The sequence below is a fragment of the Bradyrhizobium jicamae genome, from assembly GCF_001440395.1.
GTDB classification, from domain to species: domain Bacteria; phylum Pseudomonadota; class Alphaproteobacteria; order Rhizobiales; family Xanthobacteraceae; genus Bradyrhizobium; species Bradyrhizobium jicamae.
In genome coordinates this window covers 1-25,636 of record NZ_LLXZ01000162.1, presented here as the reverse complement: position 1 = coordinate 25,636, position 25,636 = coordinate 1, and the positions used below count along the sequence as shown (strand labels likewise).

20 protein-coding genes are annotated in these 25,636 nt (G+C 63.9%); 9 read left to right on the top strand and 11 right to left on the bottom strand.

What is annotated here, in order from left to right; genetic code table 11:
• Window positions 1-4: 4 nt before the first annotated feature.
• The 3 genes from CQ12_RS27225 to CQ12_RS27215 form a co-directional block, all read right to left on the bottom strand.
• Entirely contained in the window at window positions 5-1,594 is a 1,590-nt protein-coding gene (locus tag CQ12_RS27225) for a B12-binding domain-containing radical SAM protein (protein WP_057838374.1), read from the bottom strand.
• Between the two features lie 143 nt (window positions 1,595-1,737).
• Window positions 1,738-3,120 (bottom strand): ethanolamine ammonia-lyase subunit EutB, encoded by a 1,383-nt coding sequence (locus CQ12_RS27220; RefSeq protein ID WP_057838373.1) that lies wholly within the window; start codon window positions 3,118-3,120, stop codon window positions 1,738-1,740.
• Between the two features lie 77 nt (window positions 3,121-3,197).
• Window positions 3,198-3,800: a hypothetical protein gene (locus CQ12_RS27215; RefSeq protein WP_057838372.1), complete on the bottom strand. Its 603-nt coding sequence runs from the start codon at window positions 3,798-3,800 to the stop codon at window positions 3,198-3,200.
• A gap of 509 nt (window positions 3,801-4,309) precedes the next feature.
• On the opposite strand from CQ12_RS27215, the gene CQ12_RS27210 reads away from it, so the two are divergent.
• Window positions 4,310-6,016, top strand: a complete 1,707-nt coding sequence (locus CQ12_RS27210) for a methyl-accepting chemotaxis protein (RefSeq protein WP_057838371.1) — start codon at window positions 4,310-4,312, stop codon at window positions 6,014-6,016.
• Between the two features lie 19 nt (window positions 6,017-6,035).
• Here CQ12_RS27210 and CQ12_RS27205 read toward each other — a convergent pair whose 3' ends face one another.
• The 8 genes from CQ12_RS27205 to hpaR form a co-directional block, all read right to left on the bottom strand.
• The gene (locus tag CQ12_RS27205; protein WP_057838370.1) at window positions 6,036-6,638 is read right to left on the bottom strand and encodes a DUF4337 domain-containing protein; all 603 of its coding nucleotides are present in this window, start codon (window positions 6,636-6,638) and stop codon (window positions 6,036-6,038) included.
• 127 nt (window positions 6,639-6,765) lie between these two features.
• Window positions 6,766-7,644, bottom strand: a complete 879-nt coding sequence (locus CQ12_RS27200) for a transglutaminase family protein (protein WP_057838369.1) — start codon at window positions 7,642-7,644, stop codon at window positions 6,766-6,768.
• A complete protein-coding gene (locus tag CQ12_RS27195) occupies window positions 7,641-10,151 on the bottom strand; it encodes a circularly permuted type 2 ATP-grasp protein (protein WP_057838368.1) in 2,511 nt (836 codons plus the stop codon). Before CQ12_RS27195 ends, CQ12_RS27200 begins: the two co-directional genes overlap by 4 nt.
• Before the next feature lie 22 nt (window positions 10,152-10,173).
• Window positions 10,174-13,440, bottom strand: coding sequence for a transglutaminase family protein (locus CQ12_RS27190; RefSeq protein ID WP_057838367.1), 3,267 nt, complete (start codon window positions 13,438-13,440; stop codon window positions 10,174-10,176).
• Between the two features lie 238 nt (window positions 13,441-13,678).
• Entirely contained in the window at window positions 13,679-15,205 is a 1,527-nt protein-coding gene (locus tag CQ12_RS27185) for a UxaA family hydrolase (protein ID WP_057838366.1), read from the bottom strand.
• A gap of 63 nt (window positions 15,206-15,268) precedes the next feature.
• Window positions 15,269-16,048 carry an HpcH/HpaI aldolase family protein gene (locus tag CQ12_RS27180; protein ID WP_057838365.1) on the bottom strand — a complete coding sequence of 260 codons (780 nt, stop codon included), beginning with the start codon at window positions 16,046-16,048 and terminating at the stop codon, window positions 15,269-15,271.
• A 51-nt stretch (window positions 16,049-16,099) separates the two neighbouring features.
• On the bottom strand, window positions 16,100-17,185 hold the full coding sequence (locus CQ12_RS27175; RefSeq protein WP_057838364.1) for a malate/lactate/ureidoglycolate dehydrogenase: 1,086 nt from the start codon (window positions 17,183-17,185) through the stop codon (window positions 16,100-16,102).
• Window positions 17,186-17,398: 213 nt separating this feature from the next.
• Window positions 17,399-17,935 carry a homoprotocatechuate degradation operon regulator HpaR gene (gene hpaR / locus CQ12_RS27165; RefSeq protein ID WP_057838362.1) on the bottom strand — a complete coding sequence of 179 codons (537 nt, stop codon included), beginning with the start codon at window positions 17,933-17,935 and terminating at the stop codon, window positions 17,399-17,401.
• A 148-nt stretch (window positions 17,936-18,083) separates the two neighbouring features.
• On the opposite strand from hpaR, the gene hpaH reads away from it, so the two are divergent.
• The 8 genes from hpaH to CQ12_RS27130 all read left to right on the top strand — a co-directional run.
• Window positions 18,084-18,890 carry a 2-oxo-hept-4-ene-1,7-dioate hydratase gene (hpaH, locus tag CQ12_RS27160; RefSeq protein ID WP_057838361.1) on the top strand — a complete coding sequence of 269 codons (807 nt, stop codon included), beginning with the start codon at window positions 18,084-18,086 and terminating at the stop codon, window positions 18,888-18,890.
• A gap of 23 nt (window positions 18,891-18,913) precedes the next feature.
• Window positions 18,914-19,312, top strand: a complete 399-nt coding sequence (locus tag CQ12_RS27155) for a 5-carboxymethyl-2-hydroxymuconate Delta-isomerase (protein WP_057838360.1) — start codon at window positions 18,914-18,916, stop codon at window positions 19,310-19,312.
• Window positions 19,305-20,840, top strand: a complete 1,536-nt coding sequence (gene hpaE / locus CQ12_RS27150; protein WP_057838359.1) for a 5-carboxymethyl-2-hydroxymuconate semialdehyde dehydrogenase — start codon at window positions 19,305-19,307, stop codon at window positions 20,838-20,840. Before CQ12_RS27155 ends, hpaE begins: the two co-directional genes overlap by 8 nt.
• A gap of 109 nt (window positions 20,841-20,949) precedes the next feature.
• Window positions 20,950-21,933 (top strand): 3,4-dihydroxyphenylacetate 2,3-dioxygenase, encoded by a 984-nt coding sequence (gene hpaD, locus CQ12_RS27145; protein ID WP_057838358.1) that lies wholly within the window; start codon window positions 20,950-20,952, stop codon window positions 21,931-21,933.
• A 4-nt stretch (window positions 21,934-21,937) separates the two neighbouring features.
• Window positions 21,938-22,807, top strand: coding sequence for a fumarylacetoacetate hydrolase family protein (locus CQ12_RS27140; protein WP_057838357.1), 870 nt, complete (start codon window positions 21,938-21,940; stop codon window positions 22,805-22,807).
• A 23-nt stretch (window positions 22,808-22,830) separates the two neighbouring features.
• The gene (locus CQ12_RS27135) at window positions 22,831-24,459 is read left to right on the top strand and encodes a thiamine pyrophosphate-dependent enzyme (RefSeq protein ID WP_057838356.1); all 1,629 of its coding nucleotides are present in this window, start codon (window positions 22,831-22,833) and stop codon (window positions 24,457-24,459) included.
• 270 nt (window positions 24,460-24,729) lie between these two features.
• Complete coding sequence (locus tag CQ12_RS44275; RefSeq protein ID WP_157088533.1) at window positions 24,730-25,044, top strand: hypothetical protein; 315 nt, start codon at window positions 24,730-24,732, stop codon at window positions 25,042-25,044.
• Between the two features lie 275 nt (window positions 25,045-25,319).
• The coding region (locus CQ12_RS27130; RefSeq protein ID WP_157088532.1) for a hypothetical protein at window positions 25,320-25,636 on the top strand (317 nt) is incomplete at its 3' end.

The following is a 25,636-nucleotide window of genomic DNA, read 5'->3' as shown; positions in this document are numbered from 1 at the left end:
GCTTCTACTCGGCAGGGACCGAGGCCTCGCGCAGCCGGATCGAATAATTCGACGCGTTCTGCTGGCCGCCGGACGCCGCCCGCGCGAACATGATCAGGTGGTGTCCGATCATGGCTGGACCGATCAGGCCCTCGATATCGCCACGGCGGAGCCGGCCAAGCGCGAACTTCCAGAACACCTTTCTGTAATCGCCGAGCACGCCGACTTGCCAGAAGATGTTCCGGAGCATGATCAGGGCGCGCTTGATATTGGCCCAGCTTTTCTGCTCGGGGCTCACCGGCACCTTGATCCGCTGCGAATAGGTGTAATCGCATTGATGCTGGTAGCGCGCGAACAGCTTGGCCGGCTCGTAGGCGACTTCCATGCATTTGCGCCAGGACTCGACGACCTGATCGTAGGGCAGCAGGAACTCGACATTGGAGTCGCGGCCGTCGTCGTCATTGACGAGCCTGCCTTCCTTCTCCAGCCGGTCCCACAGCGGCGTCTTAGGCAGCGCCTGCAGCAGATTGATCGTGAGCAGCGGGATTTGCGACTGCTCGACGAACTGCAGCAGCGCGTCGCCGGTTTCCGGCTTGTCGGTGTCGAGCCCCATGATGATGCCGGAGACGACTTCCATGCCGTAGGAATTGATGGTCTGGATGCCTTCGAGGATCGGGACCATCATGTTGTGGTCCTTGTGCATCGCCTTCAGCGCGTCGGGATCGGGCGTCTCGATGCCGCAGAACACCGTCACGAAGAACGCCTCGCGCATCTTCTCCAGAATCTCGGGCCGCTTGGCGATGTTCAGCGTCGCCTCACAGGCGAGCCGCATCACGTAGCCGGTCCGCTTCTGCCACTCGACCAGATGTGGCAGCAGATCCAGCGCGGCCTTGCGGTTACCGATGAAATTGTCGTCGACGAAATAGACCGAACCCGTGACGCCGCATTCCCTGAGCTTGTCGAGCTCGGCGACGATCTGCTCAGGCGTCTTCAGGCGCGGGTTGCGGCCGTAGAGACCGGGGATGTCGCAGAATTCGCACTGATAGGGGCAGCCGCTCGAATACTGGATGCTGCCGAGAAAATACTTTTTCACCTCCGCCAGCTCGTAGGCCGGAATCGGAAACTCGGTCATCGACAGGCGATCCTTGGTCGTCAGCACCACCTGCTGCTCAGGCCGCGACGGGTCGCGCGCCAGCCGTGCGATCAGATCATTGGTGGCGTCGCCAAGTTCGCCGACATGCAGATAGTCGAACGATGGATAGTAATCCGGACATGCGCTCACCGAAGGTCCGCCGATCGCCACCGCGAGATCGAAGGCATGGGCGCGGCGGCAGATGTCGTTCATCTGCTGGCGCTGGATGTGCATGCCGCTGACGAAAACCGCTTCCGCCCATTCGAAATCTTCCGTGGAGGCCGGGCGGATATTTTCGTCGATGAAGCGGACCGGCCAGTTCGCCGGAAGATAGGCCGCGATAAGCAGCAAGCCCTGTGGCGGCATGAACGCCTGCACGCCGTCGGTCAGGGGATAGGCATGTTCGAATGTACCGAAAGAGGACGTGTAGCGCGGGAAGACGCACAGGATACGGCGTACCGTTTCAATGCCTTCAGCTCTCATTAAATTTCCTCAACGCTGGCGCGAATTTAAGCACGACATTGAAAGCTGGGCCAGAAGTTCTTCAATATTGTGACAGTCACCTCTAACTCGCTGTGGGTTCAATTGGTTGCACGAAAAACCGGCCGGTTGCGGCGCCCCGGGGCTCAGGCGATCAGGCGCGAGGCAAATTCGGGTAGCAGACCTGTGTTCCCCGCAAGCCGGAAATCGCTGTCGGCGAGGCCTGCGCGCACCAGCCAGTCGTCGAATTCCGGCGCCCGCTTCAGGCCGAACAGGTCGCGGATGTAGAGCGCGTCGTGAAACGAGGTCGACTGATAGTTCAGCATGACGTCGTCGGCACCCGGCACGCCCATGATGAAGGTGACGCCGGCGGCGGCCAATAGCGTCAGCAAATTGTCCATGTCGTCCTGGTCGGCCTCGGCATGGTTGGTATAGCAGACGTCGACGCCGAGCGGCAGGCCGAGCAGCTTGCCGCAGAAATGATCCTCGAGGCCGGCGCGGATGATTTCCTTGCCGTCATAGAGATATTCCGGGCCGATGAAGCCGACCACGCTGTTGACCAGCAGCGGATCGAAGGCGCGCGCCACCGCATAGGCCCGCGCCTCGCAGGTCTGCTGGTCGACATGGTGATTGGCGTTGGCCGACAGCGCCGAGCCCTGCCCGGTCTCGAAATACATTAGATGATCGCCAACCGTGCCGCGGCGAAGCGACAGCCCGGCGTCGCGCGCCTCGCGGAGCAGCGCGAGATCGACGCCAAAGCTGCGGTTGGCGGTTTCCGTCCCCGCGATCGACTGAAACACCAGATCGACCGGTGCGCCCTGCCCGATCAATCCGAGCGTCGTCGTCACGTGGGTAAGCACGCAGCCCTGGGTCGGGATCTGCAGTCGCGCGATGATGCCATCGAGCAGCCGCAGCAGTTCGCCGATCACAGCCGGATCGTCGCTGGCCGGATTGATGCCGATGCAGGCATCGCCCGATCCCAGCAGAAGGCCGTCGAGGATCGACGCGGTAATGCCCTTGGCGTCGTCGAAGGGATGATTGGGCTGTAGCCGCACGCTCATTCGTCCCTTCAGGCCGATGGTGTTGCGGAACGCCGTGGTCACGGCGCATTTTTTTCCAATCAGGATCAGGTCCTGGTTCCGCATCAGTTTGGAGACGCCGGCGGCCATTTCCGGCGTGATCCCGCGCGCAACCTTCGCCAACGTCTCGGCTGTCGCCGCATCGGAGAGCAGCCAGTCGCGGAAACCGCCGACGGTCAGCGACGATATGGCCGCGAAGGCCGGGGCGTCGTGGCTGTCGATGATCAGCCGCGTGATCTCGTCGTCCTCATAAGGAATGACGGCCTCGTTGAGAAATTGCTTGAGCGGCACGTCGGCGAGCGCCATCCGCGCCGCGATCATCGCTTCCGCGCCTTCGGCCGCGACGCCGGCAAGACGATCGCCCGACCGCGGCGGCGTCGCCTTGGCGAGCAGTTCACGCAGATCGCCGAACACGTAGGCGGTGGCACCGACGACCTGGCGATAGACCATGCTGACCTTCCCGCGCCTGTACCCGCGCTCTGCCGCCCAGCTAATCTATGCCGGGCAGACAGCCAAGGCTACCCAGCCTAGTCCAGCGTACCGAAATGGCGAACGGCAAAGCTTATCTCATAGGCCACCGCGGCAAGCGCAAACAGAAGGTGGAATTTCGGATTGCGCGTTCTCGCAGCGATCGCCGACAGCAGGATGAATGCGCTGATGGCGACGAGATAGTCCATGCCCAGCGACCGCAGATGCGCTTCGCCCTTTATCCAGGTGTCGACTACATCGAGCGCTTCGGTGAGGGCGGCAAAGCCAAAGAACCAGCGGCGGCGCGAGAGGAAGTAATCTTCGTAACCCTGATATTCATCGAGATCCTGCGGGAAAAGCAGGACGCTCAGGAAATAGTACATCGATGCGTACACGCAAACGAAGAAGTAAAGGCCATACGTCCAGTGCTGGATCTGGCTCAGCCGAAACTCAAACCACCAGAACGTGACGACGTTCAGCAGCGTCCAGGCGACCCAGGCAAGATGTACAGGCCAGATCGGGTAGCGACCGGGATGCTGGACCAGGCCCGCGATGCCGCTGACCAACCGCGTGACGCTGAGCCCCAGGATCAGGGCGATCAGTACGCGCACGTGAAGATAGAGATCGGCGTTGCCCGGCAAGGCGGCGGCACTTTGAATCATGAGTCCCGGTTCTCACGCATAAGCATCGCGCCGCCCGCAGCAGGCGCATACGACGAAATGGAGCGATGGTTTGAGAATTGCGCGCTTGCCGCCCCGGGCAAGGCGAGTTCGAACAAGCTCCGCCGCCTTGCTCGCTGTCTAGCTTGATTCGCCGCAGAGATGTCTGCCGAAGCGATTTGCGCCTGGTGCGAACTTCCCCTGCCGTTGCGGTTCACGGGACCGGCGTCACCCTCCGGCTTCGGCCACCTCCAATTGTGCCGGTAAAGCCGAGCCCGTTCGGGTCGCGCGGAGCTGCCAAATCTTCCTGGTGATGGAACCCATCCCGAAGCGTAATTACCTGAAATTACTTGGTAATTAGTATTAGTTGCAGGGTCCGTAACTTCGCGCGTTAAGACATTTTCCATCTAACTTCGGCACACTTTGCCTAAGTAAGCGGCAGTCGCTGGATTGCGTTCCGGCGCGCCGATACGGCTGAAATTTTGCAATCCCTTATTGGTTTTGGTGACGCCATGGCATCCCGGTTTTCGCTCGCAGCCAAATTGTATTCGATCTTTGCGCTGTTCGCGCTGCTGGTTGCGGCCATCACGGCGCTGTCCGACTACAACACCCGCCAGAACGCCGCCCTCACCGAAGCGGTCTCGATCGCCAGCCGCGCCGCACTCAATGTCGAGCGCATCAATTCGCTGGTCTATGCCGTCGTGATGGAATCCCGCGGCATCTACATGTCGACGGAACCGCCAGTGGTGAAGAAATACGGCGACGGGCTGCTCAAGTTCAACGAGCGCATCGTCGACGTCGTGAAGAACTGGGAAGCGCTGGTTCAGACCGATGACGCCCAGCAATTCGCCACCTTCAAGAAGCGCATCCAGCAATTCGTCGACTTCCGGAAAGAACTCGTTCGCCGCGGCGTCGAGATCAACGCGGCTGCCGGGCGCGAATGGGGCGACAACGACGCCAACCGCGAAGTGCGCACCGCGCTGAACAAGGACCTCGAGGCGCTCTCCAAGGTCTACGCCGAACGCAGCAAGAAGCTGGCGCAACAGACCGACACCAACCACACGCTGGCCTTTGTACTGACCGCCCTTGGCGTCATGGCGCTGGCTGTCGTCGTTATCGGCATCCTGATCATTTCGCGCTCGATCGCCCGCCCGCTGTCGGTCATCACCGCCACCATCAAGCAGGTCGCCGACGGCGCTGAGGGCGTCGAGGTTCCGCACACCGGCCGCGCCGACGAGATCGGCGCGCTGGCCCGCGCCATCAAGATCTTCCAGGAGGCGATGGATCGCAACCGCAACCTCAATTCGCAGGTGCTGGGGGATTCCAAGGCGCGCGATGAGCGTTCCCGCCACATTGAGGCCTCCGTCGATGCCTTCCGGGAAGCGATCGGCGGCGTGCTGCGCGCGGTCAAAGACAATGCGACCTCGATGCGCGGCACCGCAGAGACCATCGCCAACGTCTCATCGGAAGCGAGCGGACGCGCCGTGGCCGCCAGCGGTGCGACCGAGCAGGCTTCCAGCAACGTCTCCGCGGTCGCCAGCGCCGCGGAAGAGCTCTCCGCGTCCGTCGAGGAAATCGGCCGCCAGGTGCGGCAATCGGCCAGCGCCGTCGAGCAGGCGGGCCAACGCACCGAGAAATCGGTCGCCGAAATCGAGGGCCTTGCGGCCGCAACCCAGCGCATCGACGGCGTGCTGAGCCTGATCCAGGCGATCGCCGAGCAGACCAATCTGCTGGCGCTCAACGCAACCATCGAGGCGGCGCGCGCCGGCGATGCCGGCCGCGGCTTTGCCGTGGTCGCCCATGAGGTCAAGGCGCTGGCCGAGCAGACCGCGAAAGCGACCGCCGAAATCGGTCAGAACGTCGGCCTGATCCAGACCTCGACCAAGACCTCCGTCGAAGCGGTTCGCGAGATCGGCAACGCGGTGCGCGAGATCAACGAGGTGACGTCCATCATCGCCAGCGCGATCGAGCAGCAGGATTCGGCTACCCGCGAAATTTCCTCGAACGCGCAATTGGCGGCGCAGGGCAACGGAACGCTGGTGGTCAATATCTCTTCGCTCAGCGATGCGATCGGCACGACCAGCACGGCCGCGGCCTCCGTGCTCACCGCCTCCAGCGAACTGACGGCGACCGCCGATACGCTGTCCCGCGAGGTCGAAAAATTCTTCCGCAACCTGCGCGCGGATTCGTCCGAGCAGGTGCGGAAGACGGGGACCTGACTCCCGATCTAGGGCGCCTCTATGCTGCCAGAAACGGTATCTCGACCGCCAGTGTGTAGCCGTTGACCATCAGCAGGCCACCCGCGGCACCGACGATGCTGCCGACGATCGCAAGCCAGGGCAGCGTCGCGACGATCGAGACCGAGATCAGCACGATGGCGATCTGCAGAAGCGCTTCGGCATAGTCGAAGTAGGGATCCTGCTTCAGCGCGTGATCGCGCTTGCTCTCGTAGTCCTTGGCCCGCACCATCAATTCCTTCTTGCCCTCCTGCGTCTCCGGCTCGGACTCGTAGCGTGCCGCCGTCTTGCGATAGGCCTCCGCTTTTGCTTTCAGTGCCGCCCTCGCCTCGGCGTTGAGGCTTCCGTCCTGCAGGAACGCCAGTTCGATCGCGTCGGCCGCGAGGTTGTAGTCGGTCTGGCGGATGTTCTTGGCCTGGTAGAAGGCGTATTGGTTCGCGGCATAGATGTTGTTGTTGGTCGCCTCCTTGCCGGCGTTGGCGCCGCCAAGCCCGGTGATGGCCAGCAGCATCGCCAGAATGGCGATGCCGACCGCCGCGCGCTGCTTGAAGCGGTCGTTCTCCTTATCCTGATCCATCATTTCGGCGGCGTCTTCGGCTTTCATCGATCGGCTCCTGCTCGCTCCTAAAGGGAAGGCACGATAAACAACGACGTTATGACAACATCGCGACGCACGAGCACGTTGATTTGTTCCGCAGAATGCGACAGGCGCGATCGGTCATAGGAAGGCGTCACTCCACCAGCACCACGTCCACGGCGACGCCGAGCTTCTGCTTGCGCGATCCGACGATGATGCCGTCGACCGGCGAGACGTCGGAAAAATCCCGACCGATCGACAGGATGATGTGGTCGTTCTCGACCAGCAGGTCGTTGGTCGGGTCGAAGCCGACCCAGCCGAGCTCGGGGCCGCACCAGACCGACACCCAGGCGTGGCTGGCGTCGGCGCCCTGCAGGCGCGGCTGGCCGGCGGGCGGAATGGTGCGGAGATAGCCGCTGACATAGGCCGCTGGCAGGCCGAGCCCGCGCAGGCCCGCGATCATCACATGGGCAAAGTCCTGGCAGACGCCGTGACGCTTTTCGAGCACCTCCTTGAGCGGCGTCGAAATCACGGTGGCCTTGGGGTCGTACCTGAAATCGCGGCGGATCCGGGACATCAGGTCGACGGCGCCCGCGAGGATGCCGCCATCAGGCGGGAAGCTTGGCGCGGCATAGGCGGTGAGCGGCGCCAGCACCGGCACCAGCGAACTCGCAAAGACATATCCAACCGGCGACGCGGGACCGAGGCTGGTGGCCTCGAATGCGACGTCGCGGATGCGCTCCCAGGACGGGCTGGGCGCCGCGCGCGCAGGCGCCTGGCGCGAGACCGAAACCCGCGAGCGGGAATCGATCCGCAGATTGCGATGCGCGGTCTCGATCAGCACGCTCTCGGTATGGGTTCCGAAAAAATCCCGCCGCACCGTGCGCTCGGCCGGCCGCGGCCGGATCTCGACCGAATGGGAGATCAATTGCTGCCCGTCGCTGCTGCGCGGCTCCAGCCGCAGCGAGCAACGCGCAAAGCTCACCGGGCTCTCGTAAGCATAGGTCGTGACGTGACGGATGTCGTAGATCACGCGAGGCCCGTCAGCTTCTCCGGCCGGCTCGCATGCGGTCCGTGCGGGAAATAATGCTGACCGATCGCGTCGGCGAGATTGAGCAGAGCCTGTTCGAGCGCGAACAGGGTCGTGACGTCGAGCGTAGCGGCCTCTCCCGTCGTCAGCGTCGCCTGCAATGCCACGGCCAGCCGTTGCGGCCGCTCGATAAGGCCGTGCTCCTTCAGGCTCGGGAGGGCTGCGATATGATCATTCAGCGTCGCCACCTGAAACGCGACCGAGCGCGGATTATAGGGATCGAGCACCGCAAGATCCCGCACCGGCGCCAGCGCCGGCCCGACCAGATAGCGCGAGCGGTAGGTGATCTGGCAATCCACCAGCGTCAGCAGGGCGTCGAGGTCATCCTCGCCCGCTTCGTCATAGGCAAACTGCCGCGCAAACCGCACCGTGTTGATGGCGCGCTCGGCGCGGCGGCCCATGTCGAGGAAGCGCCAGCCGGCGGCGCGGTTCATGTTCTCCTGCGCGAGGCCGGCAAGGCTCGCCAGTTCCTGCAGCGTCAGTTCGGCGGCGCTGACGACGCTGTCGTCATCGTCAACCTGCAGCGCGAGGCGCTCGACCATTTCGGTGATGACCTGCCAGGCGTCGGGCGAAAGCCGCTCACGCAACGAGCTCGCGGTGCGCTGCACCGATCGCACCAGGGACAACGCCGAGCCGAACTTCTCCTCGCTCTGCAGCGCCTCGGCGATCACCCGCGCCGGGTTTGACCGTGTCGTTTGCGAGGTGGCGCCCCAACTCACCAGAATGCGCTGGATGCGCTCGACCGAATGCAGCGCGGTTGGCGCGCCATTGGCCGGATCGCGCGTCGAGGTGCCGAGCACGCGGATCAGCCGCAGCGTCGCCTCGGCGCGTTCGAGATAGCGGCCGAGCCAGAACAGATTGTCGGCGGCGCGGCTCGGCACCACGCCGGCGATCCGCCTGATGCGTACGGTTTCGGCGGCCGGCAGCAGCGTCGACGTCGAGACCGCCTTGTCGGAAACCACCCAGACATCAGCCGCTCGCGCGCCGTCCCCCATCGACACGGCGCGGGCATCGGGCTGGTCGGCGATTCGGCAGAAACCGCCGGGCATTATGGTCCAGCCTTGCGGGGTGGCCGCCGCAAATACTCTCAGCACGAACGGGCGCGGCGTGATCCGCCCCTGCTCCCACACCGGCGTCGTCGACAGCCGCACCAGTTCCTGGCCGACGTAATCGATGCCGCGGTCGGTGATCGCCTGCCGGAGCCGGTCGCGTTCGTCGGGCGGCAGTTCGCCTGCAAGCACGGGCCCATGGCTGGAAAAGCCCGGTACGGCCCGGCCATAGGCGCCCTCGATCGCGAAATCCTCCAGCCGCGACAGCACCTCCTCGCGCGCAGATTTCTGGCCGCACCACCAGGTCGCGATGTGCGGCATGATCAAGGTCTCGCCGAGCAGACGCCGGCACAGGCTGGGCAGGAAGCCGAGCAGCGCCCTCGCCTCCAGCACGCCCGAGCCCGGCATGTTGGCGACGACGACGCCGCCCTTGCGCACGACATCGATCAGGCCGGGCACGCCGAGCTGCGAGGAGGCATCGAGTTCGAGCGGATCGAGAAAATTGGAATCGACCCGGCGCAGCAGCACGTCGAGCCGCTTCAGGCCTGCGACGGTGCGGATATGGATGCGGTCGCCGCTGACGGCGAGATCGTCGCCTTCCACCAGCAGGAAGCCGAGATAGCGCGCGAGCGTGGCGTGCTCGAAATAGGTTTCGCTGAAGGCGCCCGGCGTCAGCAAACCGATGCGCGGCTCGTCGCGGTCGGCGCTGGCGCGCAATGAATCGCGGAATGCCTCGAAGAACGGCGCCACGCGCTCGACGTTCATTGACTTGTAGAGATTGGAAAAGGCGCGCGACAGCACCAGGCGATTTTCCAGCGCGTAGCCTGCTCCCGACGGCGCCTGCGTGCGGTCGTTCAGCACCCACCAGCGGCCGTCGGGGCCACGGCCGACATCGGCGGCATAGAAATGCAGATGACGCCCGCCGGGCGGTTTGACGCCGCAGACGGCACGCAGATATTCGTTGCTGCCGGCAATCGCGGCCGCCGGCACCGCGCCCTCGGTGACCAGCCGGCCCTCGCCGTAGAGATCGCGCAGGATGCTTTCGAACAACTGCGCACGCTGCGCGATGCCGGTGGTCAGTTGCTGCCAGTCGGCCTCGTCGATGATCAGCGGCAGATGGCTGAGCGGCCACAGCCGATCGGCGGTCTCGCCCGGCGCGCGATAGGTGACGCCGGCCTCGCGCAGATGGCGGTCGGCGGAGGCGAAGCGCCGCTCGATATCGACGGGCGAGAGCGCCGCAAAGGCATCGAAGAAGCGGGCCCAGGCCGCGCGGGGCGCGCCATCGGGCCCGATATATTCGTCAGGGATTCCGGGCAGCCGGGCATAGTCGCGCGTCCACTGCGCCATCCGGCGCTGGCCCGGACGGGCCTTGCTGTCCTGACTGTTGCCCTGGCCTGACATTCCGATTCCCCGAGACTGCCGATTAGATCAGGAGCGGCGTCCTCAAGTCGAGTGTCAAAGGGAATTCAATGGTGCGTTCCTCGGGCGGCGGCTCGATTTTGCCCGGGGTGTGGCCGTGATCCTGAAACCGGGCCAGCCGGCGGGCTTCCGCCTCATAGGAATTGACCGGCTTGGTCTCGTAGTTGCGGCCGCCGGGATGGGCGACGTGGTAGACGCAGCCGCCGAGCGATCGGCCGTTCCAGCTATCAATTAAGTCAAATGTCAGCGGCGCATGCACCGGAATGGTCGGGTGCAGTCCCGAGGCGGGCTGCCAGGCCTTGAAACGGACGGCGGCGACCGCCTCGCCAGAGCGGCCGGTTGGCGTCATCGGCATCCGCCGGCCATTGCAGGTCACGACATGGCGTCCCTCGACGAAGCCCGTCGCCTTGACTTGCAGCCGCTCCACCGAGGAATCGACATAGCGCACGGTGCCGCCGGCCGAGCCCTCCTCGCCCAGCACGTGCCAGGGCTCCAGCGCCTGCTGCAATTCCAGCGCGACGCCGCCATGATGGACGCGGCCGAACACCGGAAAACGAAACTCGAGCTGCGCCGAATACCATTCCGGCGAGAACTCGTAGCCGGATAGCTTGAGCTCATCGAGCACCCCGAGAAAATCCTCCCAGAGGAAATGCGGCAGCATGTAACGATCGTGCAGCGTGGTGCCCCAGCGCACGAACTTGCCTTGCTGTGGCTCGCGCCACAGCTTTGCAATCAGCGCGCGGATCAGGAGTTGCTGCGCCAGCGACATCCGCGGGTCGGGCGGCATTTCGAGCGCGCGGAATTCGACCAGCCCGAGGCGGCCGGTCGGCCCGTCGGGCGAATAGAGCTTGTCGATGCAGATTTCGGCGCGGTGGGTGTTGCCGGTGATATCGACGAGGATGTGCCGGAACAGGCGGTCGACCAGCCACAGCGGGGCTTCGATGCCGGGCGGCGGCACATGCGAGAGCGCGATTTCCAGTTCGTAGAGCCCGTCATGCCGCGCCTCGTCGATGCGCGGCGCCTGGCTGGTCGGGCCGATGAACATGCCGGAGAACAGATAGGACAGCGACGGATGGCGCTGCCAGTACAATACGAGGCTTTTCAGCAGATCCGGGCGGCGCAGGAACGGCGAGGCTTCCGGCGTGGAGCCGCCGACCACGACATGATTGCCGCCGCCGGTGCCGGTGTGGCGGCCGTCGACCAGAAAGCGGTTGGCGCCGAGCCGAACCTTTGCGGCATCTTCATACAGGCCGAAGGTGATATCGACCGCCTCGCGCCAGCTTTGCGCCGGCTGCACGTTGATCTCGATGACGCCGGGATCAGGCGTCACCTTGATCACCTCGATGCGCGGATCATAGGGCGGCCCGTAGCCTTCGACGTGAACCGGGATCTGCATTTCCTCGGCGGTCGCCTCCACCGCCGCGATCAGTTCGAGATAGTCCTCGACCTTTTCAACCGGCGGCATGAAGGCGCACAACACGCCGTCGCGGATTTCGACTGATGTCGCCGTACGCACCGGCTTGGCCTGCTTCGGCTTCTGCGCCAGCCGCGAGGGCACGCCATCCGCCACCGTATCCTTGTCTTCCTTCGCCAGTTCGAGCCGCGGCTCCATCGGATCCTGCTCGACGATGTAGGGATATTCTTCCGGCTCGACATGCGGCAGCGATGCCATCGGCAGCCGCAGCCCGAGCGGAGAGTCGCCCGGGATTAAGAAGAGATGGCTGCGCCGAAGCTGCCAGTGCTCGCTCATCCAGCCCGCAGCGTCCGCGTGCTGGATCGGCAGCACGAAGCCTCTGGCCTTGTTGAGCCCTTCGTCGAACACCCGCGCCATGCGCGCGCGCTCTTCCGCGTCGGAGAGCTTGGAGTCGGTGGGATCGACATTCACCGGCAGCGCGGCTTCCTTTTGCAGCCAATGCACGGGGTCTTCGTAAGCAGGCATCACGTAGTCGACGCCGAGCCCGAGCCGCTTCGCTGTGCCTTCCATAAAGGCTTTGGCGTCTTCGATCCCGGCCTTGCGGGGATTCTCGATCGTCGCGATCAGATCGGCATTCTTCCAGATCGGCACGCCATCCTTGCGCCAGTAGAGGCCGAACGCCCAGCGCGGCAGGCTTTCGCCCGGGTACCACTTGCCCTGCCCGTAATGCAGCAACCCGCCCGGCGCAAAACGCGCGCGCAGCTTGCGGATCAGCTCATCCGCCAGCGCCTGCTTGGTTGGGCCGATAGCGGCGATATTCCACTCCGGCGATTCCAGATCGTCGACCGAGACGAAGGTCGGCTCGCCGCCCATGGTGAGGCGCACATCGTCGGCACTGAGATCGGCATCGACCTGCTCGCCAAGACTGTCGAGCCGCGCCCAGGATTCATCCGAGAACGGCCGCGTGATCCGCGGCGCCTCGCGGATGCGCCGGACGCTCATCTCGAAACCGAAATCGACTTCGGCGAATCCGGCGCTGCCCGAAATGGGTGCGGCGGAGCGGTAGTGCGGCGTGGCGGCGACGGGGATGTGCCCCTCGCCCGTCAGCATGCCCGAGGTGACGTCGAACCCGATCCACCCCGCGCCCGGAAGATAGACCTCGGCCCAGGCGTGGAGATCGGTGAAATCGCTTTCGACCTCGCGCGGGCCTTCGACCGGATCGATGTCGGGACGGAGCTGGATGAGATAGCCGGAGACGAAGCGTGCGGCGAGCCCGAGGTGACGCAGAGCCTGGATCAGCAGCCACGCCGAATCGCGGCATGAACCGGAGCCGCGTGCCAGCGTCTCCTCCGGCGTCTGAATGCCCGGCTCCATCCGGATGACATAATTGACCTTCTTCTGAAGCTGCGCGTTGAGTTCGACCAGAAAATTGACGGTGCTGTCGGCCTCGCGCGGAATCTCCTTCAAGTAAGCTGCGAAGAGCGGCCCCTGTTCGGCGGTGGCGAGATACGGCGCGAGCTCGGTCTTGAGATCGTTGGGGTATTGGAACGGAAACGAATTGGCGTAAGGCTCGACGAAGAAGTCGAAGGGATTGACCACCGTCATCTGCGCGGTGAAGTCGACCTCAATCTTGAGTTCGGTCGCCTTCTCCGGAAACACGAAGCGCGCCAGCCAATTGCCCTGCGGATCCTGCTGCCAGTTCACGAAATGATTGGATGGCGTGACCTTGAGCGAATAGCTCAGGATCGGCGTGCGTGTGTGCGGCGCCGGGCGCAGGCGGACGGTTTGCGGGCCGAGATCGATCGGTCGGTCGTATTTGTAGTGCGTGACATGATGTAGTGCGACGAAGATCGACACGGACCGGAAACTCCAGCGGCTTTTTTAAGCAGAACACCGGTTCCGGGTGGGATCAAGCATTAACAACGGGCACGGAGTGCCTACGGGAAGTGCGGCCCCGCTGTCGTCCCTGCGAACGCAGGGACCCATACCGCGTGATCGATCGACGAGGCAGTTGGTCGACGCCTTCTGCAACAACGAAGGCCGGCGGCTATGGGTCCCTGCGTTCGCAGGGACGACGCCAGAGTGGTGCATGGAGCTACATCGTCGCGCCAATCACCCAGGGCGCGAACTCGGCGCTGCCGAAATCGAAACTCTCGCTCTTGGTCGGCTGGCCGGATGCCGTTTTCAGCATCAGTTCGAAAATGCGCTGGCCGCATTGCTGCACGGTTTCCTCGCCGTCGAGGATGGTGCCGCAATTGACGTCCATGTCGTCTTCCATGCGCTTGTACATCGGCGTGTTGGTGGCGAGCTTGATCGAGGGCGCGGGCTTGCAGCCGAACACGCTGCCGCGGCCGGTGGTGAAGCAGACCATGTTGGCGCCGCCGGCCACTTGGCCCGTGGCAGCGACCGGGTCGTAGCCGGGCGTGTCCATGAAGACGAACCCCTTCTTGGTGATGGGCTCGGCGTAGTTGAGCACGTCGACCAGATTGGTACTGCCGGCCTTGGCCATCGCGCCCAGTGATTTCTCCAGAATCGTGGTAAGGCCGCCGGCCTTGTTGCCAGGGCTCGGATTGGCGTTCATCTCGGCGCCTTCGCGCTTTGTGTATTCCTCCCACCAGCGCATCAGGCCGACGAGCTTTTCGCCGACCTCGCGGCTGACCGCTCGCCGGGTCAGGAGATGTTCGGCGCCGTAAGTTTCAGGCGTCTCCGAGAGGATCACGGTGCCGCCGTGGCGCACGAGCAGATCGCTCGCCGCGCCCAGCGCCGGATTGGCGGAGACGCCGGAGTAGCCATCGGAGCCGCCGCATTGCAGCGCGACCGTCAATTCGCTGGCCGGCACCGGCTCGCGCTTCACCTTGTTGGCGTCGGTCAGCGCCTCCTTCACGAAGGCAATTCCGGCTTCCACCGTCTTGCGGGTGCCGCCGACTTCCTGGATGTCCATCGCACGCAGCCGTCCGGCGAGCTTCTGCTCCTCCATCAGCCCGCCGATCTGGTTGACCTCGCAGCCGAGACCCAGCACGACCACATGGGAGAAATTCGCATGTCGCGCGTAGCCGCCGAGCGTGCGGCGCAGCAGCGCCAGCGGCTCGTTCTGCGTCATGCCGCAGCCGGTCTTGTGGGTCAGCGCCACGACGCCATCGACATTCGGGAAATCGGCCAGCGGGTTATCGCCGGTAAAGGGATTCTTCTTGAACATATCGGCGACGATGCTGGCGACATGGGCGCTGCAATTCACCGAGGTCAGGATGCCGATATAGTTGCGCGTCGCCACCCGCCCGTCACCGCGGCGGATGCCGTCGAAGGTCGCGGGCAGATCAAAATTCGGCACCGGCTTGACGTCGACGCCATAGGCATAGTCCTTGGAAAAATCGCCCATGCCGCAGTTCTGCGTGTGAACATGCTGGCCCGGCGCGATCGGCGCGGTGGCGAAGCCGATGATCTGGCCGTAGCGGCGCACCGGCTCGCCCATGGCGATCGGCCTGATGGCGACCTTGTGGCCGGCGGGAATGCGCTCGACCGTGGTGACGCCAGCAGCCACCACCATGCCCGGCGGCAGGCTCGCGCGCGCGATCAGCACGCCATCGTCAGGGTGCAGGCGGATCACGGGTGCGGGGGTCGTCATAGTGGTGTCTCCTCGAGTTCGCAGTCACCTCTCCCCGTCCTTTACGGGGAGAGGGAATCTAAATCACGCCTTGCCGGCGCTATCCTTGCGGGTCTGGTTCACCTGCATCTTGGCGTAGGTCGACATCAGGCCGACCTCGTTCGACAGCGTCACCAGCTTGAAGCCCATGTTGATGGCACGCACGGCGCCCTCGGCGCCGGAGCAGTGAATGCCCGGATTGAGGCCGCGCTTGCCGCACTCCTTGATGATCTTCTCGTAGATCTTGAGGATCTCCGGCTCGTCGCGGTCGAGCTTCGGCACCAGGCCATAGGAGAAGCCGAGATCGGACGGGCCGATATAGACGCCGTCGATGCCCTCGACATCGAGGATCGCTTCCATGTTCTCGACTGCGGTCTTGGTCTCCATCATCGGCAGCAGCACGATCTCGTCGTTCGCGGTCTGCTGGTAGGAGCCGGCCGAGCCATACATGCCGGCGCGGATCGGGCCGTTCGAGCGCGTGCCCTTCGGCGGGTACTTGGCGAACTGAACGAGATCCTTGGCTTCCTGCGGGGTGTTGATCATCGGGCAGATCACGCCATAGGCGCCGCCGTCGAGCACCTTGCCGATGATGCCGGGTTCGTTCCAGGGCACGCGGACCATCGGCGTGACCGGGTGGCCGTTCATCGCCTGGAAGCACTGAACCATCGAGAGGTAATCCTGCACGCCGTGCTGCATGTCGACGGTGACGCTGTCGAAGCCGCATTGCGCGATCACTTCGGCCGAGAAGCCGGAGGGGATCGCGAGCCACGCGTTCACCACGGCCTTGCCCGAGGCCCATACTTTCTTGACATTGTTGGTTGCCATTGATCGCTTTCCCTTTGTGATCGTTACGATTGTTGGAGTTCGTGAGGTGAATTAGCTGGTGGCGCGCTGAATGCTGGTCTCGCTGACGCCGACCTCGCGGGCGGTGTTGACGATCGCAGCCCAGGTATCATCAGGCAGCGGCACGCCGTTCTTGGTGCGCTCGGCGCGCGTCTTCCGTTCCGGATCGCCCGGGACCAGCACGGACTCGACGCCGGCGATCGGCTTGGTCTCGCGGATGAAGTCGGTATAGCGCGAGATTTCGCCGTCGAAGAAGTTGGCGGTGTCGACCACCTTGGGATCGACATAGAAGGAGAGCATGCCGTTGGCGAACTGCCGGCCGCCCGACGTGGCGCCGGTGCCGGTCAGCGCGCCGCCGAGCAGTTCGCAGATGAACGCAAGGCCCGAGCCCTTGTGCTCGCCGAACGCGCGGATCGCGCCGGTGCCCTTGGTATGGTCGCGCGGCCCATCCGGAGTGTAAGGACCATAGAGCACGGACGGCTCTTCGCTCAGCGTGCCGTCGGCATCGACCAGCGCGCCCGTGGGCAACTTTTTGCCGCCGCGGCTCGCGACCAGCACCTTGCCCTCGGCGACGATGGAGGTCGCAAAATCGAGCACGATCGGGTCCTGCCCCTTGCGCGGAATGCCGACGCAATAGGGCGCGGTCGAGAGCCGTTTCTGGACACCGCCGAACGGCGCGACCAAGAGCGAGCCGGCGGCGTTGACGAAGTGCACCGATACCAGGCCTTCGGCGGCAGCCATCTCCGCCCAGTCGCCGACGCGGCCGATATGGCCGGCGTTGCGCAGCGCGATTGCAGACAGTCCCGCCTTCTTGCACTTCTCGATACCGGTCCGCACCGCGAACGGCGTCACGGTCTGGCCGTAGCCGAACTTGCCATCGACCACGGCGAGCGAGGGCGTATCGACGACGATCTCGGGGGTCTGGTTGGGAATGACGTTACCGGTCTTCTTCCAGCGGATGTAGACGGGAACCCGGATCACGCCGTGGCTGTCATGGCCGGTGAGATTGGCCGTCGTGAGGTAGGTTGCGATGCGCCTCGCTTCCTCGGGCGAGGATTCCGAATGGGAAAAAACCTCAGCGACGAAATCGATCAGATTGTTGACTTTTATTGTGACCATGTCCGGATTTCAGCCCTGTCCTTGTACGGCGGAGGCCTGCGCTTGAGCAGCCAGGCCTGCGACTCCCGCGCCGGTTTTCATGACCGGCTTGGCCGGCACTTTGAGCGAAAAACGGCGTGCATGTCTACTCGCCTCGATCGCATTTAGCCAAATGATTGCAATCATTTGTCCGCCCGCTATGCACCGGCTCGGTAGCATCATGCAAATTTGTGATTACTCGTCGGCCTCGGCATCGCCCTCACCTGCGACTTCCATCGCCGCAAGGCTGCGCTCCAGTTCACCCAGCATGTCCTGCAGCTCAGCGAGCTTGCGCGCACCATAGCGCTGGGTGATCTCGGCGTAGATCGCTTCCGAGGTCGGCGCCACCGCCTCGATCAGCTTCAAGCCCTTGGACGAGATCGACACCTCGCCGCGGCGCAGGTCCGTCTTGGCGGCACGGCGCTCGATCAGGTCGCGCGCTTCGAGATCGCGCAAGATCCGCGACAGGCTCGGCCCCAGCAGGAACGCGACGCGCGCCAGCTCGGTCACCTCGATGGTATCCACCGCCGTCAGCGCGCGCAGGATCCGCCATTGCTGCTCGGTCAGGCCGTGATTGCGCAAGGAGGGACGGAACTGGCGCATCACGGCTTCGCGCGCGCGTAAGAGCGACATCGGCAGCGAACGCGAGAATTCGCGCATCGGCCCGCGGCGCGCTTCCGGTGTTCCCTCCTGATCCGAACGCGGTCCGTTCGGCGATTTCTTGCCCGTCATGTCTGGTGATCCGCCAATCGGGAATCCTCGATCTCGCGAAGGATAAAGTTTTGCGGCGCAACAAGCATCAAATCAGTTTGCGCCGGATAACTTAACATGTTAAACAAATTTCAGCACCCGCTTTTTTTGCTGAAACAGCCGGACGCTCATGGCCCTTTCAACAGACGACATCCGCAGCGCCGCCGCGCGGCTCGATCAGGCCGAGAAGACGCGCAAGCAGATCCGCCAGCTTTCGCTCGAACATCCCACCATAACGATCGAGGATGCCTACGCTATTCAGAAAGCCTGGGTCGAGATGAAGGTCGCCCAGGGCCGCGTCGTGAAGGGCCACAAGATCGGCCTGACCTCGAAGGCGATGCAGAGCGCGCTCAATATCGACGAGCCTGACTCCGGCATCCTGCTCGACGACATGTTCTTTGCCGACGGTGGGCTGGTGCCCTCGGACCGCTTCATCGGCACCCGCGTCGAGGCCGAGCTTGCCTTTATCATGAAGTCGCGGCTGTCGGGACCAGACTGCACGATGTTCGACGTGCTGAACGCCACCGATTACGTGGTGCCCGCGCTCGAAATCCTCGATACGAGGGTCGAACGGGTCGATCCGCAGACCAAGGCGACCCGGAAGATCTTTGACACCATCGCCGACAACGCCGCGAATGCCGGCATCGTGCTCGGCGGCCGCCCGATCCGGCCGATGGACGCGGACCTGCGCTGGATCGGCGCGCTGTGTTTCCGCAACGGCCAGCTTGAGGAAACCGGGCTTGCCGCCGGCGTTCTCAATCATCCCGCGACGTCGGTCGCCTGGCTTGCCAACAAGATCGCGCCGAACGGGCTGGCGCTGGAAGCCGGACAGGTGGTGCTGGCGGGCTCGTTCATTCGGCCGATCGAGACCCGCAAGGGGGACACGATCCAGGCCGACTATGGCCCCTACGGTTCAGTGAGCTGCTACTTCGCCTGAAGGACGACAGGAGCCATCGCAACATGCCGCACTTCACGATTGAATATTCGAGCAATCTCGATGGGCGCGTCGATATGGGCGCGGTCGTTGAACTTGTTCGCAAGGCCGCGGTCGAGACCGGCATCTTCCCGCTCGGTGGTATCCGAGTCCGCGCCATCAGATGCGAGCACTATGCGATTGCCGATGGCCGCCAGAACTACAGCTTTCTCGACATGGTGCTGCGGCTTGGCGAAGGCCGCGACCTCGCCACCCGCAAGAAGGCCGGCGAAGATATCTTCAAGGCCTTGTCGGCCTATCTCGATCCGGTGTTTGCGAAAGAGAAGTTCGCGTTGTCGTTCGACATGCAGATCAACGACAAGGAAACAAGCTGGAAACGCAACAACATCCACGAAGCTCTGAAGGTGGAAACTATCAATGGATAAAGCGACACCCAAGGACATGTTTCAGGCCAACCGCGACCGCGTAGCCCCCCTGCTCGCCAAGCTGAAGAGCGACGGCATTGGGCACATGATCGACGGCAAGACCGTGCCGTCGATCTCCGGCCAGACGTTTGAGACGAAGTCGCCGGTCGACGGCGCGGTGCTGGCGTCGGTCGCCCGCGGCAACGCCGAAGACATCGACCGTGCGGCCACCGCAGCCGCGACGGCCTTCAAATCCTGGCGCGAGATGCCGGCGACAGCGCGGAAGAAGTTGCTGCATCGCGTCGCCGACGCCATTGAGGACAACGCTGACGATATCGCCGTGCTGGAATGCATCGATACCGGCCAGGCCCACCGCTTCATGGCCAAGGCGGCGATCCGGGCGGCGGAAAACTTCCGCTTCTTTGCCGACAAATGCGCCGAGGCTCGGGACGGCCTCAACACGCCAAGCGAGGAGCACTGGAACATCTCGACCCGGGTGCCGATCGGCCCGGTCGGCGTCATCACGCCGTGGAACACGCCGTTCATGCTGTCGACCTGGAAGATCGCGCCCGCGCTCGCCGCCGGCTGCACCGTCGTGCACAAGCCGGCGGAATGGTCGCCTGTCACGGCGGACCTGCTGGCGAAACTTGCAAAACAGGCCGGCCTGCCTGACGGCGTGCTGAACACCGTCCACGGCATGGGTGAGGAAGCCGGCAAGGCGCTGACCGAGCACCCCGCTATCAAGGCGATCGGCTTTGTCGGCGAAAGTTCGACGGGCTCTGCGATCATGGCGCAGGGCGCCCCTACCCTGAAGCGCGTCCATTTCGAACTCGGCGGCAAGAACCCGGTGATCGTGTTCGACGACGCCGATCTCGACCGGGCGCTGGATGCGGTCGTCTTCATGATCTACTCGCTGAACGGCGAGCGCTGCACCTCCTCCAGCCGGCTGCTGGTGCAGCAAGGCATTGCCGACAGGTTCATCGAAGAGCTGACAGCGCGGGTCAAGGCGCTGAAGGTCGGCCATCCGCTCGATCCGGCGACCGAAATCGGGCCGCTGATCCATGAGCGGCATCTGGCCAAGGTCTGCAGTTATTTCGAGGTCGCCAAGAAGGACGGCGCCACCATCGCGGTCGGCGGCAAGCCGCATGACGGGCCCGGCGGCGGGCATTATGTGCAGCCGACGCTGGTCACCGGCGCGCATGCGAACATGCGGGTGGCGCAGGAGGAGGTGTTCGGCCCCTTCCTGACCGTGATCCCGTTCAGGGATGAGAAGGACGCCATCGAGATCGCCAATGGCGTGCAGTATGGCCTCACCGGCTATGTCTGGACCGGCGACATGGGCCGCGCGCTGCGCGTCGCGGATGCGCTGGAGGCCGGCATGATCTGGCTCAACTCCGAAAACGTCCGCCATCTGCCGACCCCGTTCGGCGGCATGAAGGCCTCCGGCATCGGCCGCGACGGCGGCGATTACTCGTTCGACTTCTACATGGAGACCAAGCACGTCTCGCTCGCGCGCGGGACGCACAAGATTCAGAAACTGGGAATCTGACAACCACCGTCGTTCCGGGATGGTCCGAAGGACCAGACCCGGAACCTCGAGATTCCGGGTTCGATGCTGCGCATCGCCCCGGAATGACGAACCAACCAAGGGAACGCCCATGCCGGTGCCGACACACATTTTCGACCCGCCGTTCAACATCATTCGCTGCAGCCACGCCGTGCTCGACGTCGTCGATCTCGGCAAGAGCCGTGCGTTCTACGAGAACACCGTCGGCCTTCATGTCGAGGACGCCGACGACCAGGCGGTGTACCTGCGCGGCAGCGAAGAGCATCAGCATCACTCGCTGGTCTTGCGAAAGGCCCCTGTCGCGGCCTGCAGCCGGCTCGGTTTCAAGGTCGGCAATGACGGCGACCTCGACAAGGCGGCGGCGTTCTTTTCCGAGAACGGCATCACTTACGCCTTCGTCGACCAGCCATTCCAGGGCCGCACGCTGCAATTCACCGACCCCGCCGGCTTCCAACTCGAACTCTATGCGACGATGGAGAAGCGCCCGCATCTGCTGCGGCGCTACGACTTATATAAGGGCTGCCATCCACAGCGGCTCGACCACTTCAATGTCTTCGCCGCCGAAGTTCAGGACACCGTCGATTTCTACGCCCGGCTCGGCTTCCGGCTGACCGAATATGGCGAGGAGGATGGTCCGAACGGTCGGATCGCGGCGGCCTGGATGCATCGCAAGGGCAATGTCCATGACTTCGCCATCACCAACGGCAAAGGTCCTCGCCTGCACCACTTCGCCTATTGGACGCCGACGGCCATGAACATCCTGCATCTCTGCGACGTCATGGCTTCCAGCGGCTATCTGAAGAACATCGAGCGCGGCCCGGGGCGGCACGGCATCTCGAATGCGTTCTTCCTTTATGTCCGGGATCCGGATGGCCATCGTCTCGAACTCTATACCAGCGATTATTTCACCGGCGATCACGACCATGAACCGCTGCGCTGGTCGCTGAAGGACCCGCGCCGGCAGACGCTGTGGGGCGCGCCCGCGCCGCGCTCCTGGTTCGAGGAGGGCTCGCCCTTCTCCGGGCAAAAGGTGCGCGAACCGGCCTTCGTCGCCGACGTCACGATCGCGGACTAAGAAGATGGCCCCTTCTCGCCTTGCCACCTACACCGTCAACGGCGCGCAGAAATACGGCGCCGTGACCGATGCCGGCATCGTCGATCTCTCCGCGCGGTTCGGAAAGGACTATCCGACGCTGCGCGAGGTCATCGCCGCTGGTGCACTGATGAAACTCGCCGACGAAGGCGCGCGGCACCAGCCGGACCACGCGCTCGATGCGGTCACCTGGCAGCCCCCGATCCCCGCGCCGGAAAAGATCATCTGCATCGGCGTCAACTATCCGGACCGCAACGCCGAATACAAGGACGGCCAGGACGCGCCGAAATATCCGAGCATGTTCATGCGCACGCCGCGCTCCTTTGTCGGCCACAACGCGCCGCTGGTCCGCCCGCGTGCATCCGCGCAGCTCGATTACGAGGGCGAACTGGTGCTGGTGATCGGCAAGGCCGGACGGCACATCAAGGAGAGCGACGCGCTGGACCATATCGCCGCCGTCACGCTCTGTAACGAGGGCACGCTCCGCGACTGGGTGCGGCACGCCAAGTTCAACGTCACGCAAGGCAAGAATTTCGACTCCACCGGCAGCCTCGGCCCCTGGATCGTGCCCTACACGCAAGAAAGCCAGATCGCGGACATCCGCCTGACCACCAAGGTCAATGGCGAGACGCGGCAGGACGACCGCACTGGCCGGTTGATCTTCGGCTTCCGATACCTCATCAACTATCTCTCGACCTTCACCACGCTGGTGCCGGGCGACGTCATCGTGACGGGAACGCCGACCGGCGCCGGCGCGCGGTTCGACCCGCCGCGCTATCTCAAGCCCGGTGATGTCATCGAGATCGAAGCCGAAGGCGTCGGCGTGCTGAAGAACGGCGTGATCGACGAAGCCTAACCTGCAAGCGAGTGGATAGTACAATGAGCTCAACTTCCGGCGGCGAAGCAATCGTCAACGGCCTCGTAGCACATGGCGTCGATACCGTGTTCGGGCTGCCCGGCGCACAGATCTACGGCCTGTTCGACGCCTTCCACCAGGCGCAATTGAAGGTGATCGGCGCGCGGCACGAGCAGGCCTGCGGCTACATGGCCTTCGGCTATGCGCGCTCATCGGGCAAGCCCGGCGTGTTCAGCGTAGTGCCCGGGCCCGGCGTGCTCAATGCCAGCGCGGCGCTGCTCACCGCCTTCGGCTGCAACGAGCCGGTGCTCTGCCTCACGGGACAGGTGCCGACGGCGTTTCTCGGCAAGGGCCGCGGCCATCTGCACGAGATGCCGGACCAGTTGGCGACCCTGCGCACCTTTGTCAAATGGGCCGAGCGGATCGAATATCCCGATGCCGCGCCATCAGTCGTATCGCGCGCGTTTCAGGAGATGATGTCCGGCCGCCGTGGCCCGGTGTCGGTGGAGATGCCATGGGATGTGTTCACCCAGCGCGCGCAGGTCGGTCGTTCGACGGTGCTCGATGCCCTGCCCGCGCCGCAACCCGACCCTGACAGGATCAAGGCGGCGGCGGCGCTGATCAAGGAGGCGAAGCGGCCGATGATCTTCGTCGGCAGCGGCGCGATCCATGCTGCTGGCGAAATCCTCGAACTTGCCGAGATGATCGACGCGCCGGTGGTGGCGTTCCGCAGCGGCCGCGGCATCGTCTCCAACGCGCATGAGTTAGGCCTGACCATGGCGGCCGGCTATAAGCTGTGGCCAACCACCGATCTGATGATCGCAATCGGTACCCGCGCCGAGCTACCGACATCCGGCTTTCGCTGGCCGTATCAGCCGAAGGGATTGAAATCGGTTCGTATCGATATCGATCCCGCCGAGATGCGCCGGCTGGTGTCCGACGCCGCCATCGTCGCCGACGCCAAGACCGGCACGGCCGATCTGGTGGCGGCGGTGAAGAAGGCCGGTTACAGCAAGACGAGCAGCCGCCGCGGTGAGATCCGCGAGGCAACCGCGGCGGCACAGCAGGAGATCCAGAAGGTTCAGCCGCAAATGGCGTATCTGAACATCCTGCGCGAGGTGCTGCCGGCGAACGCCATCGTCACCGACGAACTGTCACAGGTGGGTTTTGCCTCCTGGTACGGCTTTCCGATCTACGAGCCGCGCACCTTCATCACGTCCGGTTATCAGGGCACGCTCGGCTCGGGCTTCCCGACCGCGCTCGGCGCCAAGGTCGCCAACCCCGACAGGCCCGTGGTCGCGATCACGGGCGACGGCGGCTTCATGTTCGGCGTGCAGGAACTGTCGACCGCCGTGCAGTTCAAGATCGGCGTGGTGACGCTGGTGTTCAACAACAACGCCTACGGCAATGTGCGCCGCGACCAGCGCCAGCATTTCGACGGCCGGGTGGTGGCGTCAGACCTGGTCAATCCGGATTTCGTGAAACTGGCGGAATCCTTCGGTGTCGCCGCGGCGCGCGTCACCTCTCCGGATCAGTTCAAGCCTGCGCTGGAAAAGGCGCTGGCCGATGGCGGGCCTTATGTGATTTCGGTGGAGGTGCCGACGGATTCGGAAGTGAGTCCGTGGGCGTTCATTCATCCACCGAAGCCGTAGGCGTGCCTGGTTACATCGCGCGCGGGCAAGGTTGTTCGCTTCGGTTTCGAAGGTGGTGGTGGGGCCCGACGTTCGCGGCTTAGGCAGGACGCTGGGCTTGTTCACTTCAACCGTCCATACCGAGTGGGCGATATCTGCTTTCCATCAGGCGGCGTGGCAGGTCGAGTGGCTCACCTGCTGAGCCCTTCCCCGTTGCGGTGTTGATTTAGGTCAACCTCGCAGTCCCATTTCGCTGCAAGTGTCATCCGGGTGGCCGTCAGACCCGAGAACTTGACCACCGTTAAATGTGAGAAGTTGGGGCGCGAAAAGGTCGACGAGCAGCAGGCACTGGCTGCTGAACCTGGAGTGGGCGATGGTACGGAAGGCACGCATTTCGAGACGGAAGCCGATGGTGCGAAGGACGCCGCAGCGTTTGTCAAAACTAATGGCGGAGCAGGAAAAGCTGAAACAGCAGGTCAGCGTGTCCGAAAGCGCTGCGCGAAAGACGTCGCGACCTGGCTAGGTCATTGCGATCCAAGGCGAACCCGCGATCTCAGCATCCGTTTTCCCGGCGGCTACGCGCCTTCTGTTCTCGCGCGGACTTAGTGATATATCGCGCACGTCAGTCCGGTTTTTCTCTATCGGCATTCCAGACCAAGTCACGCAATCGGTGTGGCACAAAGTGTACTTCACTTCGCCACCTTCGATTTATGACGGTGCAAGCCAAAGCGGCTATGTGTCGATCTCGTTCATGAAGATGAATGGGAACTCGATAGGACGGTTTGCATCTTATCGCACAAGCAACCCTTGCGCGCCGGATTTGCCTAGCGCACACTTGCCACCTCAAGCACTATCATAAGAACTTACGGAGGATGCAGACCATGCCACGGGTCAAGCAAGCTTCGAAGCAGAAACGCACAACCAAAGCCGCCGTGACGGTGCTGGGTGCCACCGGACTGGGTTTTTCGCTGCTGGGTAACACATCAGCATCCACGATGCCCGCTGCTGATATCGCGCAATCTGACAATACTTCGCCCAATCAGCGCTTCGTTCTTAGCGAAGAGGAAATGGCCGACGTCAGTCTCGCCACGTTCCATCTCCTCGATAAGGAAAGCGTTGGCGGCGGCGTGCAGCTGGCAGCCCGCGGATGCGGCCGTGGCTGCGCGGCCCGTGGCTGCCGGGGCTGCGCGGCCCGTGC